The 14,700-nt window shown below is 36.7% G+C and carries 15 protein-coding genes and 1 pseudogene; 12 read left to right on the forward strand and 4 right to left on the reverse strand.

The genetic code is table 11. From position 1 onward, the window contains the following. Nucleotides 1–193 (reverse strand): hypothetical protein (locus tag HMPREF9074_RS02590; protein ID WP_198133039.1); only part of this gene is annotated, 193 nt, incomplete at its 3' end. A gap of 219 nt (nucleotides 194–412) precedes the next feature. Between HMPREF9074_RS02590 and HMPREF9074_RS02595 the strand changes: the two genes are divergently transcribed. The 5 genes from HMPREF9074_RS02595 (at nucleotide 413) to HMPREF9074_RS02620 (ending at nucleotide 3,870) form a co-directional block, all read left to right on the forward strand. Then, entirely contained in the window at nucleotides 413–757 is a 345-nt protein-coding gene (locus tag HMPREF9074_RS02595) for a helix-turn-helix domain-containing protein (RefSeq protein WP_009389732.1), read from the forward strand. A gap of 22 nt (nucleotides 758–779) precedes the next feature. Beyond that, nucleotides 780–1,220: a hypothetical protein gene (locus HMPREF9074_RS02600; RefSeq protein WP_009389733.1), complete on the forward strand. Its 441-nt coding sequence runs from the start codon at nucleotides 780–782 to the stop codon at nucleotides 1,218–1,220. 509 nt (nucleotides 1,221–1,729) lie between these two features. Then, complete coding sequence (locus HMPREF9074_RS02610; RefSeq protein WP_034539624.1) at nucleotides 1,730–2,329, forward strand: SprT-like domain-containing protein; 600 nt, start codon at nucleotides 1,730–1,732, stop codon at nucleotides 2,327–2,329. A gap of 33 nt (nucleotides 2,330–2,362) precedes the next feature. Continuing rightward, a complete protein-coding gene (locus HMPREF9074_RS02615; RefSeq protein WP_034539625.1) occupies nucleotides 2,363–3,436 on the forward strand; it encodes a mannose-1-phosphate guanylyltransferase in 1,074 nt (357 codons plus the stop codon). Continuing rightward, complete coding sequence (locus tag HMPREF9074_RS02620) at nucleotides 3,421–3,870, forward strand: retropepsin-like aspartic protease (protein WP_009389737.1); 450 nt, start codon at nucleotides 3,421–3,423, stop codon at nucleotides 3,868–3,870. The genes HMPREF9074_RS02615 and HMPREF9074_RS02620 overlap by 16 nt, the downstream gene beginning before the upstream one ends. A gap of 17 nt (nucleotides 3,871–3,887) precedes the next feature. Here HMPREF9074_RS02620 and HMPREF9074_RS02625 read toward each other — a convergent pair whose 3' ends face one another. Then, complete coding sequence (locus HMPREF9074_RS02625) at nucleotides 3,888–4,616, reverse strand: 16S rRNA (uracil(1498)-N(3))-methyltransferase (RefSeq protein WP_009389739.1); 729 nt, start codon at nucleotides 4,614–4,616, stop codon at nucleotides 3,888–3,890. A gap of 135 nt (nucleotides 4,617–4,751) precedes the next feature. Here HMPREF9074_RS02625 and HMPREF9074_RS02630 point away from each other — a divergent pair, with 135 nt between their 5' ends. The 7 genes and pseudogenes from HMPREF9074_RS02630 to cysK all read left to right on the forward strand — a co-directional run bounded on the left by HMPREF9074_RS02630 (nucleotide 4,752) and on the right by cysK (nucleotide 11,323). Continuing rightward, the gene (locus HMPREF9074_RS02630) at nucleotides 4,752–5,054 is read left to right on the forward strand and encodes a hypothetical protein (RefSeq protein WP_009389741.1); all 303 of its coding nucleotides are present in this window, start codon (nucleotides 4,752–4,754) and stop codon (nucleotides 5,052–5,054) included. 18 nt (nucleotides 5,055–5,072) lie between these two features. Continuing rightward, nucleotides 5,073–6,677: pseudogene (gene bshC / locus HMPREF9074_RS02635) on the forward strand (bacillithiol biosynthesis cysteine-adding enzyme BshC). A 21-nt stretch (nucleotides 6,678–6,698) separates the two neighbouring features. Continuing rightward, entirely contained in the window at nucleotides 6,699–7,058 is a 360-nt protein-coding gene (locus tag HMPREF9074_RS02640; protein WP_009389745.1) for a YraN family protein, read from the forward strand. Nucleotides 7,059–7,148: 90 nt separating this feature from the next. Further along, on the forward strand, nucleotides 7,149–7,808 hold the full coding sequence (locus HMPREF9074_RS02645) for a hypothetical protein (RefSeq protein WP_009389746.1): 660 nt from the start codon (nucleotides 7,149–7,151) through the stop codon (nucleotides 7,806–7,808). A 6-nt stretch (nucleotides 7,809–7,814) separates the two neighbouring features. Beyond that, the gene (gene gltX, locus HMPREF9074_RS02650) at nucleotides 7,815–9,317 is read left to right on the forward strand and encodes a glutamate--tRNA ligase (protein WP_009389748.1); all 1,503 of its coding nucleotides are present in this window, start codon (nucleotides 7,815–7,817) and stop codon (nucleotides 9,315–9,317) included. A gap of 234 nt (nucleotides 9,318–9,551) precedes the next feature. Continuing rightward, entirely contained in the window at nucleotides 9,552–10,394 is an 843-nt protein-coding gene (locus tag HMPREF9074_RS02655; protein WP_034539614.1) for a serine O-acetyltransferase, read from the forward strand. 20 nt (nucleotides 10,395–10,414) lie between these two features. After that, entirely contained in the window at nucleotides 10,415–11,323 is a 909-nt protein-coding gene (gene cysK, locus HMPREF9074_RS02660) for a cysteine synthase A (protein ID WP_009389750.1), read from the forward strand. An 87-nt stretch (nucleotides 11,324–11,410) separates the two neighbouring features. On the opposite strand, the gene HMPREF9074_RS02665 is transcribed toward cysK, so the two are convergent. Together HMPREF9074_RS02665 and HMPREF9074_RS02670 are read right to left on the reverse strand one after the other, a co-directional pair. Continuing rightward, entirely contained in the window at nucleotides 11,411–13,006 is a 1,596-nt protein-coding gene (locus HMPREF9074_RS02665) for a DUF4139 domain-containing protein (RefSeq protein WP_009389751.1), read from the reverse strand. Nucleotides 13,007–13,075: 69 nt separating this feature from the next. Next, nucleotides 13,076–14,647 carry a flotillin family protein gene (locus tag HMPREF9074_RS02670; protein ID WP_009389753.1) on the reverse strand — a complete coding sequence of 524 codons (1,572 nt, stop codon included), beginning with the start codon at nucleotides 14,645–14,647 and terminating at the stop codon, nucleotides 13,076–13,078. Nucleotides 14,648–14,700 lie beyond the last annotated feature (53 nt).

Below are 14,700 nucleotides of genomic sequence, written 5' to 3' on the forward strand. Positions count from 1 at the left end.
TAAGACATATAGAGCCGTCAGCGGTGATATTGGGGGTTATGCCACTGTCTGTATTAGCGTGCAGCCATTGTAGTACATCGAATGCAGTAATGGGGGCTTTGCCGGCGCGTACTTCGGGGTTGTAGCTACAAGTGCGAATGTCGATGGTTAGGGGTGTTTCGATGGTGTCTTTTTGAGGTCTCTCTTGGTTCATAGCGTTTCTTTTTTTGGTTTCTGTTTTAATTGTCGAAAATAGTTCGTATATTTGTCGCCAAAAGAGGCGTCTATTTTAGTCGGCTCTTTTGGTATTCACTTACGGCTGCAAATATAGACATATTATTTCAATATTTGCAAGTTTTTTGTTCAAAAAGTGAAAATATATTGCAATTATTTTTATAACTATATGATTTTCAATTCTTAACTTTGTAGTGCTATGAAAGATAAAGAGACAGAAATAAAGGAAATCCACCCTGTTGTAGAAAAGTTGCGGCTTATAATGAGAGATAGGCACTTAACACAAAAAGCGATAGCGGAATATGCGGAGACTGGAGATACTCAGATGAGTAAGATATTCAACGGAAGCCTGCAGTTAAGTTTATGGCAACTTTCAAATATTGCAAGTAACTTGCAAATGGAAGTGGCGGATATATTTACCTATCCTAAAAAGTATGTGGATAGTGAAACTGTGGTCGGTAATGCCGATAAGGTGTCTGTTACCTTTGAAATATCGGCAGATAAGCGTGAACATTTATTGAAATTAGTAATGGGAGAGAAGTAAAAAACGCAAAACTGGTAATAGAATGAGTTTAGAGTATTTGAAAAACAGAAGTAATATATTAGCTGCTCAAGAAAAAGAAGCTGAACAAAGGCGTATTGATGAGATTAATAAAATATACTTTATAGAAGAGGGTGTTTATAATTCTGTTGTCTATCCTGCTATAAAAATTGGGGAAGATGAGGGTGTGTTTTCACGCTATGAAATAAAAGAGCAAGGAAAAATAGAAATATTCCTTACAGATGAACCTGAAGACGAAAATTTGGGTTCCGGTTATCTATTAGAGATAAGGCAAGAACGTGGTTTTTTGAAATTAGAACTCACCCATAACATAAATGGAATGTATAGCTTAAATGAAATAGACATAGAAAAAGAGCTGTATAACAAAGAGGGTGCTATAGATACGTTTCTTCATACTTTAGATGAACTGTTTGAAAGTATTGATAGACAAGAAAATGATGATTAACCGATAAAGTAAGTAAAGAAGGTTGCAAGAATTCTTGCAACCGTAAAAAAAGTTGCAACCAATCTTACAACCATTCTTGCAACCGCTTTTTTACTGTATTCTTTATTCTTTTTCTCTTTATAATGTATTGATATATAGTAAGTTATAAGAGAAAATAAAATAATAGAAATATACGCCCCGTTCGTTTGGTTGTCTAAGTTGCAACATTTTTTAAAACTTAAAGAGGGGGTGAATAGGGGAGGTGAAAAGAGTTGCCCCCCAAAAGAACATAAGAAATAAGGTGTTGGGCTGCGCCCAACGGTTTGTTGTGGCGAGCTGCGCTCGCGCTGCGAAAGGCTTTTAAGCTGCGAGGGAAGAGGGGAGAGCCCCGCAAAACACTTGTAAATAAACAGGAAACAATGCAAAACACTGTGTCGGCAGTGTGTCAAAAAATAGTAAAATAACGGTACTAAGTAGTCCGTAACTTACTGAAATACAATACGATGCTGCACATAAATATGTGTAATAAGATGAAAGAGATACTTGCAAAATATTTGCCTGAAAATGCAGTAACTCCTTGTTTTGAACTGATTAAAGCAAATAAAATATATTTGAAAATAGTAAATGAGCGAAAAACAAGGCATGGGGATTATAGGCAACTTCCAGACGGGCAACATCTCATAACAATGAATGCTACTGCTAATAAATATCGTTTTTTGATTACTTTTATACACGAAGTAGCCCACTTGTTGGCGTTTGAAAAATATGGTAAGTTAATAAAACCTCACGGAATAGAATGGAAATATACTTTTCAACAGCTGATGAAGCCTTTTATTATACCTGAAATATTTCCTCAGCAGTTACTCAGTGTACTGCTCCGACATTTTCTTAACCCTATGTCGAGCAGTGATATAGACCCTGTTTTAGCTATTGCACTCAAGCAGTATGATAGTGGCGAAACAGTAAATTTTATCTATCAGTTGCCTATAGGAAGCACTTTTAGAATAAAAGACGGACGTGTGTTCAGAAAAGGGCAACGTCGTGTGAAATGTTACGATTGTATAGAATTAAGTACGGGGAAGAAATATATTTTTCAACCTCATGCTGAAGTAGAACTAATAAAAAATTAATTAACAAACAATACTATGGCAAACATTACCAATGTGGTAAATAATTATTATGCAGTGATAATGGCAGGAGGGGTTGGCTCACGCTTTTGGCCTGTGAGTACTACCGAATATCCTAAACAATTTCACGATATGTTGGGTACAGGGCAGACACTTTTGCAACGTACTTATGCGCGTTTTCAGAAGTTTATTCCTCAAGAGAATATACTGATACTCACTAATGAAAGATACAAAAGTATAGTAGAAGAACAAATACCTAATATATTGCCTCGAAACCTCGTGTTAGAGCCTTGTATGCGCAATACGGCTCCTTGTATATTATATGCAGCGATGAAAATAAACAAACGCAATCCCAAGGCAGTAATGATTGTAGCCCCTAGCGATGCTTGGATAGAAGATGAAAAAGCCTTTATGCATGATGTGATTTCTTGTTTTAATGCTGCACAACGTGCTGATAATATACTTACTTTGGGTATAGTGCCTACTTTCCCTAATACCGGCTATGGTTATATACAATATGAAAAAAACGAAGAGATAGCTATCAAAAAGGTGAGTCAGTTTCGAGAAAAACCTGATTATGCTACTGCTAAAGAGTTTCTTAAGCAAGGCAATTTCTTGTGGAATGCTGGTATTTTTATATGGACAGCCGATACAGTACTAACTGCCTATAAAAAATATCAACCAGAGATGTATGAGCTATTTACAAGAGGCGAAAATGTATATAATACAGAAGATGAGGTAGATTTTATTGCTAGTGCATACGGTTTGGCTGAAAATATATCGGTAGATTACGCTATTCTAGAACCTTCTACTAATATCTATGTGCTTCCAGCTCATTTTGATTGGAATGATTTAGGCACTTGGGGCTCTTTGTATGAAAAAACTTTAAAAGATGAACAAAAAAATGCAGTTATCAATGCGCAAACCCTACTCAGAGATGCTGAAAATAATATTGTTCGTACTGAAAGTTCAAAATATGTAATAATTGACGGACTAAAAGATTACATCATTGTAGACAGAGAGGATGTTTTGCTTATTTATCCTAAGGCTAAAGAGCAAAATATTAAAGAGGTAGTGACAGAAGTAAAAAATAAATGGGGCATACATTAAAGAAGTTTCTCATAAAGAAAAAAGGCTATGTGTCAGTGTCTTTAGAGAGTATTGACACTTTACATTTTATTTTATATGCGAGAGTGAACGGCAAAAGCGGTCGATTTATTTTAGATACAGGAGCTTCTAATACATGTATAGGCGAGAATTGGGCTGATTATTTCGAGTTGATAGCTGAAAGGTCTGAAATAAGAGCGACAGGCGCAGGGACTGACACACTCAAAACGCAAACTTCAGTTGGCAACTTGCTGCAGATAGGCGATGTAATTATTAAGAAACAACCTTTATTGATTTTTGATTTATCACACATCAATAGGGCTCTTGCCGAGTTTGGAGCAGAACCTGTACAAGGAATTATAGGAGCTGATATACTATTAAAGAAAAAAGCTGTGATTGACTATGCTCAATCACAGCTTTACTTACAACGCCGCTAATTGGTCATAAGATTAGATTATAACTTATTTCTCAGTTCGTTAACTGTTAGTACAGTATGGCAGGCCACTATGGCAGCTGTTTCAGTACGCAGGCGAGTATCTCCTAATGAAATAGGGCGGAAACCTTGTGCGATAGCCGTACTAATCTCTTCTTCAGAGAAGTCTCCTTCAGGACCTATAAGTATCGTAATCCGCTCACTCAATGGGGTGAGAGCGTTTGAAAGCAATATTTTTTCATTTTCTTGGCAGTGTGCTATATATTTATCCGATGTATCTGTCATCATTTGTTTAAAAAAAGCAGCTGATGTTATAGGAGAATTAAGTGTGGGTAGGTAGCATTGCAAGGACTGTTTCATAGCAGAAAGAATGATTTTTTCAAAGCGTTCTAACTTCAACGAAGTACGTTCAGAATGTTGGCAGATGATAGGGGTAATTTCGTCGATACCTATTTCAGTCGCTTTTTCTAAGAACCATTCGTAGCGCTCGTTCATTTTAGTAGGAGCTACAACTAAATGCAGGTGATAAGGACGATGTATCTGCTCTTGGCATTTTAGTATACTAACCTCGCATTGTTTTGGCGAAGCAAAGCTAAGCTGTCCCTCAAAAAGGAATCCTTTACCATTAGTGATATGAAGAGTATCGCCTTGTTTTTTGCGCAAGACTTTTGCTATATGCTGGCTTTCTTCTTTGTCGAAAAAGCAATTAGAGGTATTTTTATCAATGTTTGGGTGATAGAATAACTGCATATCTTTTATGATTAATATAGTGAATATAAGACTTTTGTCGGGGCAAAGATAATACAAAATAAAAAAAAGTACGTTTTTTATTTTGTAATTATAAAAAATGCCTTACATTAGCCGCCGAAAAAGATAATATTAATTATGAAGCGAATTATAGTTGATTACAATAAACTTACCAATGAAATCTTATCAATGTTGGTAGAGAAGTATCCTGAAGGATATACTGATGCAGATGTTATTCGTTTTAAAAACGCTAAAAACGAAACAGTTGACGCCTTAGAAGTACGCACTGAAGATACTATTTATTTAGTGAAGGTGAGTACACGTTTGGCAGATACTATGGAAAATTTTGATGAGGATGATGACTTTATGAATAATGAAGAAGACGAAATAGGAGTCAGTTCTTTAGATATTCCTGATGATTCATCTTTAGATGATGATTAACCCTTAGATAGAAAAAGTATGATTACGGCACATATTCCTTACCAAGAAATACGATTCTTCTCAAAACTCATCACCGATTATTTAGGTGAAGAGGAAAAGGTACGTTCTTTTTATAACAATTTCCCTGAATTGTTTCAGTTTAGAAAACAGATAGATGAAAAAGAATTTTATTTTTCAGCTGATACTCGTGCCGTATTAGTAAAAAGCCTAAAAGCACAATATGCTGAGGTGAAAACATCACCCAAAGTATTAAGAAATATAGAGCTTTTAGCTAAAAAGAACACTTTTACTATTACTACAGGGCATCAGTTAAGTTTATTTACGGGGCATCTGTACTTCATTTTCAAAATTATTTCGGTTATCAATACTGCTAAAAGACTTTCAGAGTTTTATACCGATTTTCACTTTGTGCCCATCTATTGGATGGCAACTGAAGATCACGATTTTGATGAAATAAACCATTTTCATTTAAATAATAGAACAATTTGTTGGAATAGTGAGCAGACAGGAGCTACTGGTAACTTTGCTACTGATACTCTTGATGCTGTTTTTCAAACTTTTGATAAAGCAATAGGCTTGGGTAAAAATGCTGAAGAATTAAAGACTCTGTTCCGCGATAGTTATTTGAAGCATCATAATTTGGCCGAAGCTACTCGCTATTTAGTGAATGCACTTTTTGAAGAATACGGGGTAGTAGTGATTGATGGTAATGATAAAGATTTGAAACAACTGTTTATTCCTTATATTAAGGAAGATTTGTTCAATCATACGGCATAAAAAGAAGTAGAAAAAACGATAGCAGATCTGCAAGCGTTAGATGCAGCTTATCCTATACAAGTCAATCCGCGCGAGATAAATATGTTTTATCTAACTAAAGGAGGTAGAAATAGGATAGTGCGTACCTCTGAAGGCTTTGAAGTGCTAAATACTGATATAAAATTTACTGAAGCCTCTATTTTAGAAGAGTTGAATAGTTATCCTGAACGTTTTTCTCCTAATGTGATATTGCGCCCTTTGTATCAGGAGGTAATACTACCTAATTTGGCTTATATCGGAGGAAGCGGAGAAATAGCGTATTGGTTAGAGCTAAAACGATTTTTCAATAAGCAAGAAGTACCTTTTCCTATGCTGATGCTGCGTAACTCAGCTATGTTAGTATCAAAAAGACAGTATGAGAGAATAGAAAAACTAAAACTTCATCCTGTTGATTTGTTTTTAAAACCAGAGGATTTAAAGAATCTAAAGGTACAGCAGCTAAGTGAGTTTCCTATAGATTTTTCTGCTCAAAAAGCCGTTTTACTTCAACAATTTGCAGATTTGCATCTGTTGGCAAAAAAAACAGATATTACCTTTGAAAATGCAGTAAAAGCACAAGAAGTACGGCAACTAAAAGGTTTAGATAAGCTTGAAAAAAGACTTTTAAAGGCTCAAAAACGCAAGTTCTTAGAGGAATTAGAGCGTGTTATTCATTTGCAAAGTGAACTTTTCCCGAATGGAATATTACAAGAACGCTTTTCTAACTTTAGTGATTTTTATCTTCTTAAAGGTAAAACACTTATTTCTGAGTTAGTATCAGACTTCAACCCTTTTGATTATCGTTTTGTAATAGTAGTAATAGATTAATTTATATCTTAGATAAAGACAATGGCAGCGCATAATGATTTTGGCAAAGAAGGAGAGAGAGAAGCTGTAGATTTTCTGACAAAAGAAGGGCATACTATTTTGGAGTGTAACTTTAGGTATGGTCATGCAGAGATTGATATTATCTCACAAAAAGGTAATATTTTGCACATTGTAGAGGTAAAGACCCGTAGTTCAACCGCATACGGTGAGCCTGAATCGTTTGTAGATCAACGCAAAATAGACCTATTAGTCAAATCAGCCAACTATTATGTACGACGAAAAGATTTAGATGTAGAGGTACAGTTTGATATTATTTCGATAGTAAAAAATAACGTAGAATACAATATTAATTATATAGAGGATGCTTTTTATCCTTTTTGAAAAGTGTTAAAATAGACACAAAAATTCTTCCTTGTTTGCTAAATAGATTTTTTTTGATACCTTTGTAACAATTTTATAAATCAGACTATTATGAAAACCGTGGCAGCTTCAGTAGAGCATTATATTAAAACCAAACCATTCTTGCAGACAGCCCTTTCGCAGGGTATTATTAACCTTACTTCGTTAGCACGAATTATTCGGAAGGAGATTCAAGAAGAAAATAGTAATCGCGAGGTACGAAATGGTGCTATAGTGATGGCACTCAAGCGATTATCAGTAGATATGGAGTTTAGGTCTACCCATCGTATTGTGAAGGTGCTCAAGAATATAGGTGATATAACTGTGCGTTCTAATCTAACAGACTACACTTATTTAGCCTCGCAAACCCTAATGAACTGCCAAGCAGAGTTAATGAGCAGAATGCAAGATAGAGAAATATTTTATGCTACTACACGTGGTATAAACGAAACCAGCCTTATTATCAGTAATACGATGGAAAAGTTGGTAGAAGATATTTTTAGAAAAGAACGCTGCTTGTACAAATTTCCTGAATTGGGGTCAATAAGTGTGAAGTTGCCTGAAGAAAATGTGTCTGTGCCAGGTATTTATTATTTCATTTTTCAGCGTTTAGCGTGGGAGGGTGTTACTTTAAATGAGGTAATTTCTACGACTAATGAATTTACAATAGTGATGCCAGAAGAACACGTAAATGTAGCTTTTAGAGTGATTAAAGATTTAAAATTATTATAGAAAAAAATGGTTAGAGTAAGGTTTGCCCCAAGTCCTACAGGGGCATTGCATATTGGAGGCGTACGTACGGCTCTGTTTAATTATTTATTTGCTAAAAAACACGGCGGTGATTTCTTGCTTCGAATAGAAGATACCGACCAAAATAGGTATGTAGAGGGGGCTGAACAATATATTATTAATTCGCTGAACTGGTTAGGGCTTACTTATGATGAAGGAGTAGGAAAAGAAGGAAAACACGCTCCTTATCGCCAAAGTGAGCGTAAGCCTCTATATAAACAATACGCTGATACCCTGATAAATAATGGTTGGGCGTACTATGCTTTTGATACAGCTGAAGCCCTTGAGAAAGCACGTCAAGAATGTGAAGAAAAAGGAGATACTTTTATATATAATTGGGCTACTCGTAATACTTTAGAAAACTCGTTGTCACTAACTTCTGAAGAGGTACAACAACGATTAACACAAGGCGATGCTTATGTAGTTCGTTTTAAGATGCCTGAAAAAGAGATACTTAAAATGAGTGATATGATACGTGGCGAAGTGACGATAGATACTAGCACTTTAGATGATAAGGTACTCTTCAAAAGTGATGGTATGCCTACTTACCACTTAGCTAATATAGTAGATGATCACCTAATGGAAATTACCCACGTCATAAGAGGAGAAGAATGGTTACCCTCTATGCCATTACACTTATTGTTATACCGTGCTTTTGGTTGGCAAGCTCCTGCTTTTGCTCATTTACCTCTTATTCTTAAGCCTGTAGGTAATGGTAAGTTGAGTAAGCGTGATGGTATTAAACTTGGTTTCCCTGTTTTTCCAATGGATTGGACAGAAAATGGCGAAACACTAAAAGGTTTTAGTGGTGAAGGGTATTTTCCTGAAGCTCTCATTAATTTCTTAGCACTTCTAGGATGGAATCCAGGGAATGACGAAGAGATTTTTAGTATGGATGAACTCATACAGCTGTTTGATTTAGAGAAAGTACACAAGGCAGGAGCTCGCTTCGATCCTGAGAAAATAAAATGGTTTAATCACCAATATCTACAAAAGAAATCTGATGCTGAATTAGCAGCAACTTTTCAGAAGGAATTAATAGCTAAAGGCATAGAAGTAGCTTCTACCAAAGTAGAAAAGATAGTTTCTCTCATTAAAGAGCGCGCTACTTTTGTGGCAGATTTCTGGGAACTTAGTAAATTTTTCTTTGAAGCTCCAAAAAAATATGATGAAAAGGCTGTGAAGAAACAATGGAAAGAAAACACCCCTACCATAGTGAGAGAAGTTATAGAAGTGTTGCAAAACACCTCAGACTTTAATTCTGTAGCCTTAGAGGAAGCTGTTAAAAACTATATGGAAACCAAACAGTTAGGTTTTGGACAAGTGATGCCTCCTCTGCGATTAGCATTGGTAGGCGAACTAAAAGGCCCTCACGTGTTTGATATTATAGAACTTATTGGCAAAGAAGAAACTCTACGTCGTTTAGAGACTATTCTTTCTTTTATAAAATAAAATAAATATTTTTTTACTTTTTATTTGTATATTAGAAAATTATTCTTACCTTTGCCCCGTTAAATAGAATAAAGAACAAAAATGAAATTAGCTATTTATATGATGATGACAATGTGTTGCACCCTACAAAAAGGCAGTGCCTTGTTGGTCATTTCTTAGAAATAGTGATATTTTTATAAGAATTATTAACATACCCCACTGCTTTAAAAGTTAGTGGGGTTTATTTTTTTAGATATGACAAAAGTGAATTGTGCTGATAGTTTTATAGAAGCTCTCTATAAAGAAAGCCAAACGCTCCAACATCACGTGAGCAAACAGAATATTACTACTTTTGTAGAAGAACTATTTCAATTCTTGTTTTTGATAGATGAACGAACTTGTTTATCTAAGGCTAATATAGAGGCGCGCTATCACAACTTGAAATACGATTTTATTACTATAGTAGATGATTTTATAGTGGAAGAATATCAAAAGCAGCAAGTGGGTGATTATTACGACTGTATTTTGCCTGATATATATAATAAACTTAAAGAAGATGCTCAGTATTTTATAGAGAGCGACCCTGCAGCAGCTTCACTACGCGAGGTGCAAATTACTTATCCCGGTTTCTTTGCTATAATGGTGTACCGCATTGCTCACGAACTATGGCAACGACATATACCACTTTTGCCACGTATACTTACTGAATACGCTCATAGCAAAACAGGTATTGATATTCACCCAGGAGCACAGATAGGAGTACCTTTTATGATAGACCACGGTACAGGTACCGTAATCGGAGAAACAACTGTAATAGGCGACTATGTAAAGATATATCAAAGTGTAACCTTGGGGGCACTTTCAGTATCGGTAGAAAAAGCTCATACTAAGCGTCACCCTACTATAGGCAACAATGTGGTGATTTACTCAGGGGCTACTATTCTGGGTGGCGAAACTGTTATAGGACACGATAGTATTATAGGGGGTAATGTATGGCTAACCAGCAGTATAGAGCCTTTTACTAAGGTTTTTCATAAAGGACAGATAATAGTGAAAGACAATGAAGTGTATGAAGAACCAATTAATTTTGTAATTTAATAATTTTAATATTTTATATAATGGCGTACAAAAATGTTTTAGAACTTATCGGGCATACACCCGAAGTGAAAATCAACAGATTGTTTGGCGAAAAAGCCAACGTATTTATTAAATTGGAGCGTTTGAACCCTGGTGGGAGTATCAAAGACCGTATCGCGCTCGCAATGATAGAAGATGCTGAAGCTAAAGGTGTCCTTAAAAAAGATACCGTAATAGTTGAGCCTACCTCAGGCAATACAGGGGTGGGATTGGCACTTGTAGCAGCTGTAAAAGGCTATAAGCTGATAGTAGTAATGCCAGAATCGATGAGTATAGAACGCCGTAGATTAGTGGCTGCTTACGGAGCTGAAGTGGTTCTTACTCCTAAAGAAAAAGGTACTGGCGGAGCAGTAGCTAAAGCACTTGAGCTTGCGGCTGAACATCCTAACTATTGGGTGCCTCAGCAGTTCCAAAATCCTGCAAATCCTGCGGTACACGAAGCTACAACAGCACAAGAAATCTTACAATCATTCCCAGAAGGGTTTGACTATTTTGTAACAGGAGTAGGTACAGGAGGTCACATTTCTGGAATATCAAAAGTACTTAAGCAACATTTCCCTAACCTTAAAACAGTAGCAGTAGAGCCTGACCAATCAGCGGTGCTAAGTGGAGGTAAACCAGGTCCTCACGCCTTGCAAGGCTTAGGTACAGGCTTTATACCTGATAACTATAATCCTGCGGTAGTAGATGAAGTTATTGCTATCTCAAAAGAAGAAGCATATGACTATGCACGTCGCCTTGCTAAACAAGAAGGTATTTTGGCAGGTATTTCTACAGGGGCAGCCTTGGCAGCAGTAGCCAAAGTGCTTGAAAAACATCCTAACGCTCGTATCCTAACCGTAAACTATGATACCGGCGAACGCTACTGGTCTGTAGAAGGACTTTATTAGTACATAGTCTTTAGCTATTAGTTATAAAAAAGCAGTTGGATATTTTCCAACTGCTTTTTTTATGGCTAATCACTAATGATTTAATATTTATAAATTACTTATTATTTCATTCTTAGGGTATTTTACCTTATAACTGATGCGGAACTTCTTGCTTTCTCCTGCTTTTAAGTTTGTATTCCACGTAAGAATGCCTGTTTCTGTGTTGATTTCAGCTTTTGATGACTCTAAAAGCTCTATTTGTATTTTCTCATCAGAGCTAAGAGGGTATTGATCTTTTAGTTTTATTAGGTCGATAGCCTCTTTTTTGTTGTTCTTTACTGTTATTTCATACGTAAAAGTCTGCTCTTTATTACTAGAAATGAACTTAGTTTCGGACTTATCAACTACTTTTTCGCGTTTTACACTTATTTTCTTGTCATTGCCCATCGTTAGCTGCATACTCTCGGTAGTCTGATGTGGATTAATCATCGTTTTACCTACATACATATCTTCAAAGATGATGTTAGCTTCACCGGCAAGCAGATTGTACTGGGAATAATCATCAACTAAGGCTATCAAATATATGCCATTATCTACGCGTGGAGCTGCATAATACTCGTATTTAGCTTTAATCTTGAGTTCTTTAAGTGATACGCTATGTTCTTTGCCGTTGGAAAGAATATCATAAGGCGTATTTATATCAAATGAGGTGTTGAGCTGACTTTCATTTACTTCAGTATATCTATCCATACTAACCTCATTCATTACATTCTTTTCAGTATCTTTAACTTCTTTTTTATAAGAAAGAGAATTGGCAATATAAGCCGTTTGCCGTTCAGTATAACGACTGCCAAAACGAAGATACCAAGCATGCAATAAGGTAATTTCGTTCTGCTCATTAGGGTTGCCACTTGATAGGCTCAGCTTGATATGTTTCCAGTCCACCCCTGTATTCTGTCTTATTTGGGCTTTGTACACTAAGTTTAATGGACTGTTGATATTCTCTGCACGAAGATCATAAAAAGGAGTCCAAGTGGCGTTTGGTGTGATGTAGCTAACCACAAAATCAGCTTTTTGGGGCATTTCGCTCATTACTTGCAATACAATTTTGCCATTAGAAAGAGTTTCTTCCTTGCTCACTTCTCCTTTCAGACGCTGCTCTAATTTGTATTGAAGTGTGCGTAATTTGTTTTGCTTTTCGGTATAAACATCTACTCTATCAAGAGAAGATATTAATTCTTCCTTGGAATAGTTGATAAACTTGGTGTATTCAGCTACATTTAGAGATGTATTGCTCCCTAAAACCTTTTTATTTTCCTTGATAAACTCTATTATTTGCTTTTCGGCTGTTATTTGGTTGTTTAGTTTGTCTATTTGACTGCTGAGCAATGCTATACTGTCTTTTATTTGCTTGTTTTTAGGTTGTAAATTGTCAGTATAGTTATCAGTAGTAAACTGAGCAGAAAGTACTGTTACATTCTTTGGAGCTAAAATACGGAGTGTACTTTCATTTAGGTTGTTAGCTACATTTTTTACTACTATTTCATTAGTTCCTTTGCTGAGGTTGGCACTTAGACTGTGAGTAAGTTCAGCCGCATTAAAATATACAGTTGCAGCATCAAGTTTAGCATTAGTAAATTGAGGCTTCTGTGCCAGCATAATTGCTGAACTAAACAATAAAAGATAGGTAATAAGGTGTTTCATTAGCTATTAGTAAAAAAAGACTTTGGCAAAGTATCAAACTTTGCCAAAGTCAGTTGTTAGTTATTTGTTTTATGATTTTTGTACTTCGTCTTTGGTATTTTCATTCGCCTCTGACAATTTGTTATTGACATTGCCGTCTTTGACAAGGTAAGTAGGGAGGTTTAAACCAGCCATATTGAAGAGGTCGTTGAGCGGAGGTACAGTTTTCATCATTCCTGATACGAAATTAGCGGTAGAGTTGTTGCCATCTTCGCCTTTGCCAGAATCCCAAACAGTGATTTTGTCAATCTTGATGTTCTTAACAGCTTCTACTTGTGTTTTAACCAATTCAGGAAGTTTTTCGATAAGGAGGAGTTGGAATGCCTTGGTAGGATCGCCACCAGCAGCCCCCACCACATCTTTGTATCCTTCGGCTTGCTTGGTGAGAATTTGGAATAAACCTTTCGCCTCAGCTTCCATTTTTGCATAGATAGCATCTGCTTCCCCTTTAGCTTTCTCGCGAAGGCGTTCAGCTTCGGCTTGCGCCTCGATAATAGCACGTTGCTTATCGATTTCAGCAGGTACGATGATGTTGGCTACTTGAGTAGCGCGCTCGCGTTCAGAACGAGCTGATTCGGCTTTTTGTTCAGCAGAATACGCTTCTTCGAGGGCTTTTGCTTGTTGTACTTTTTCTGCTGAAATAGCTATACGCAATGATTCAGCTTCTTTTTCGCGGCGCAGGGCTTCAGAGTTAGCAATGGCTATTTTTGCCTCGTTTTCCCCTTTGATAGCTACCGCATTGGCTTCTGAAATCTTGATACGGCTATCGCGATCGGCTTCGGCTTTACCAATAGATTCAAATTTCTTAGCTTCGGCGATACCTACCGTTTCGTCTTTCTTAGCTTCAGCTATGCTAATCTCTTTATCTTTTTGGGTAATAGCGATCTTCACATCTCTATCACGGTGTGTTTCAGCTATTTGGGTATCTTTCTCTCGGTCAGCAAGTGCTTTACCAGTTTCCCCTATTTTCTCTTGTTCAGCCACGCTTATTTTGGCTTCGTTTATCGCTTTGGCTGCTGCTTCTTTACCAAGCGCTTCTATATAGCCTGACTCATCTTTAATATCGGTTACGTTTACGTTGATGAGTTTCAAACCAATCTTTTTAAGCTCGCTATCGACGTTTTTAGAGATGTTTTCGAGGAACTTATCGCGGTCTGAGTTGATTTCCTCAATGGTCATCGTAGCGATTACTAAACGCAACTGACCGAATAGAATATCCTTAGCCAGCTCTTGTATCTGCTCAGGTGAAATACCCAAAAGGCGCTCGGCAGCTGCATTCATATTCTCAGCTTCGGTAGAAATAGCTATGGTAAAGCGGCAAGGCACGTCTACGCGTATGTTCTGACGGCTCAGGGCGTTAGTAAGGTTTGCCTCGATAGATAGCGGACGCAGGTCTAAGTAAGCAAAGTCTTGAATAACAGGCCATACGAAGGCACCCCCACCGTGAATACATTTAGCAGAAGTACCCCCTGTTTTACCATAAATAACAAGAATTTTGTCAGAAGGGCAGCGTTTGTAGCGCGCCACTAATGACGAGATAGTAACGAAAAGGACGATAGCTAAAATAACAATCAGTCCTACAGGGGAAGTAAGTGTTTCCATTGAATATAATTGTTTTAAAATTGTTAGCACTTAATTGTAGGGACAAAGATAGT

Source organism: Capnocytophaga sp. oral taxon 329 str. F0087 (assembly GCF_000213295.2).
GTDB lineage: Bacteria > Bacteroidota > Bacteroidia > Flavobacteriales > Flavobacteriaceae > Capnocytophaga > Capnocytophaga leadbetteri_A.

Coding starts and splice junctions, on each gene's coding strand:
- HMPREF9074_RS02595 (WP_009389732.1), top strand. CDS start 413: ATGAAAGATAAAGAGACAGAAATAAAGGAAATCCACCCTGTTGTAGAA.
- HMPREF9074_RS02600 (WP_009389733.1), top strand. CDS start 780: ATGAGTTTAGAGTATTTGAAAAACAGAAGTAATATATTAGCTGCTCAA.
- HMPREF9074_RS02610 (WP_034539624.1), top strand. CDS start 1,730: ATGAAAGAGATACTTGCAAAATATTTGCCTGAAAATGCAGTAACTCCT.
- HMPREF9074_RS02620 (WP_009389737.1), top strand. CDS start 3,421: ATGGGGCATACATTAAAGAAGTTTCTCATAAAGAAAAAAGGCTATGTG.
- HMPREF9074_RS02625 (WP_009389739.1), bottom strand. CDS start 4,616: ATGCAGTTATTCTATCACCCAAACATTGATAAAAATACCTCTAATTGC.
- HMPREF9074_RS02630 (WP_009389741.1), top strand. CDS start 4,752: ATGAAGCGAATTATAGTTGATTACAATAAACTTACCAATGAAATCTTA.
- HMPREF9074_RS02640 (WP_009389745.1), top strand. CDS start 6,699: ATGGCAGCGCATAATGATTTTGGCAAAGAAGGAGAGAGAGAAGCTGTA.
- HMPREF9074_RS02645 (WP_009389746.1), top strand. CDS start 7,149: ATGAAAACCGTGGCAGCTTCAGTAGAGCATTATATTAAAACCAAACCA.
- gltX (WP_009389748.1), top strand. CDS start 7,815: ATGGTTAGAGTAAGGTTTGCCCCAAGTCCTACAGGGGCATTGCATATT.
- HMPREF9074_RS02655 (WP_034539614.1), top strand. CDS start 9,552: ATGACAAAAGTGAATTGTGCTGATAGTTTTATAGAAGCTCTCTATAAA.
- cysK (WP_009389750.1), top strand. CDS start 10,415: ATGGCGTACAAAAATGTTTTAGAACTTATCGGGCATACACCCGAAGTG.
- HMPREF9074_RS02665 (WP_009389751.1), bottom strand. CDS start 13,006: ATGAAACACCTTATTACCTATCTTTTATTGTTTAGTTCAGCAATTATG.
- HMPREF9074_RS02670 (WP_009389753.1), bottom strand. CDS start 14,647: ATGGAAACACTTACTTCCCCTGTAGGACTGATTGTTATTTTAGCTATC.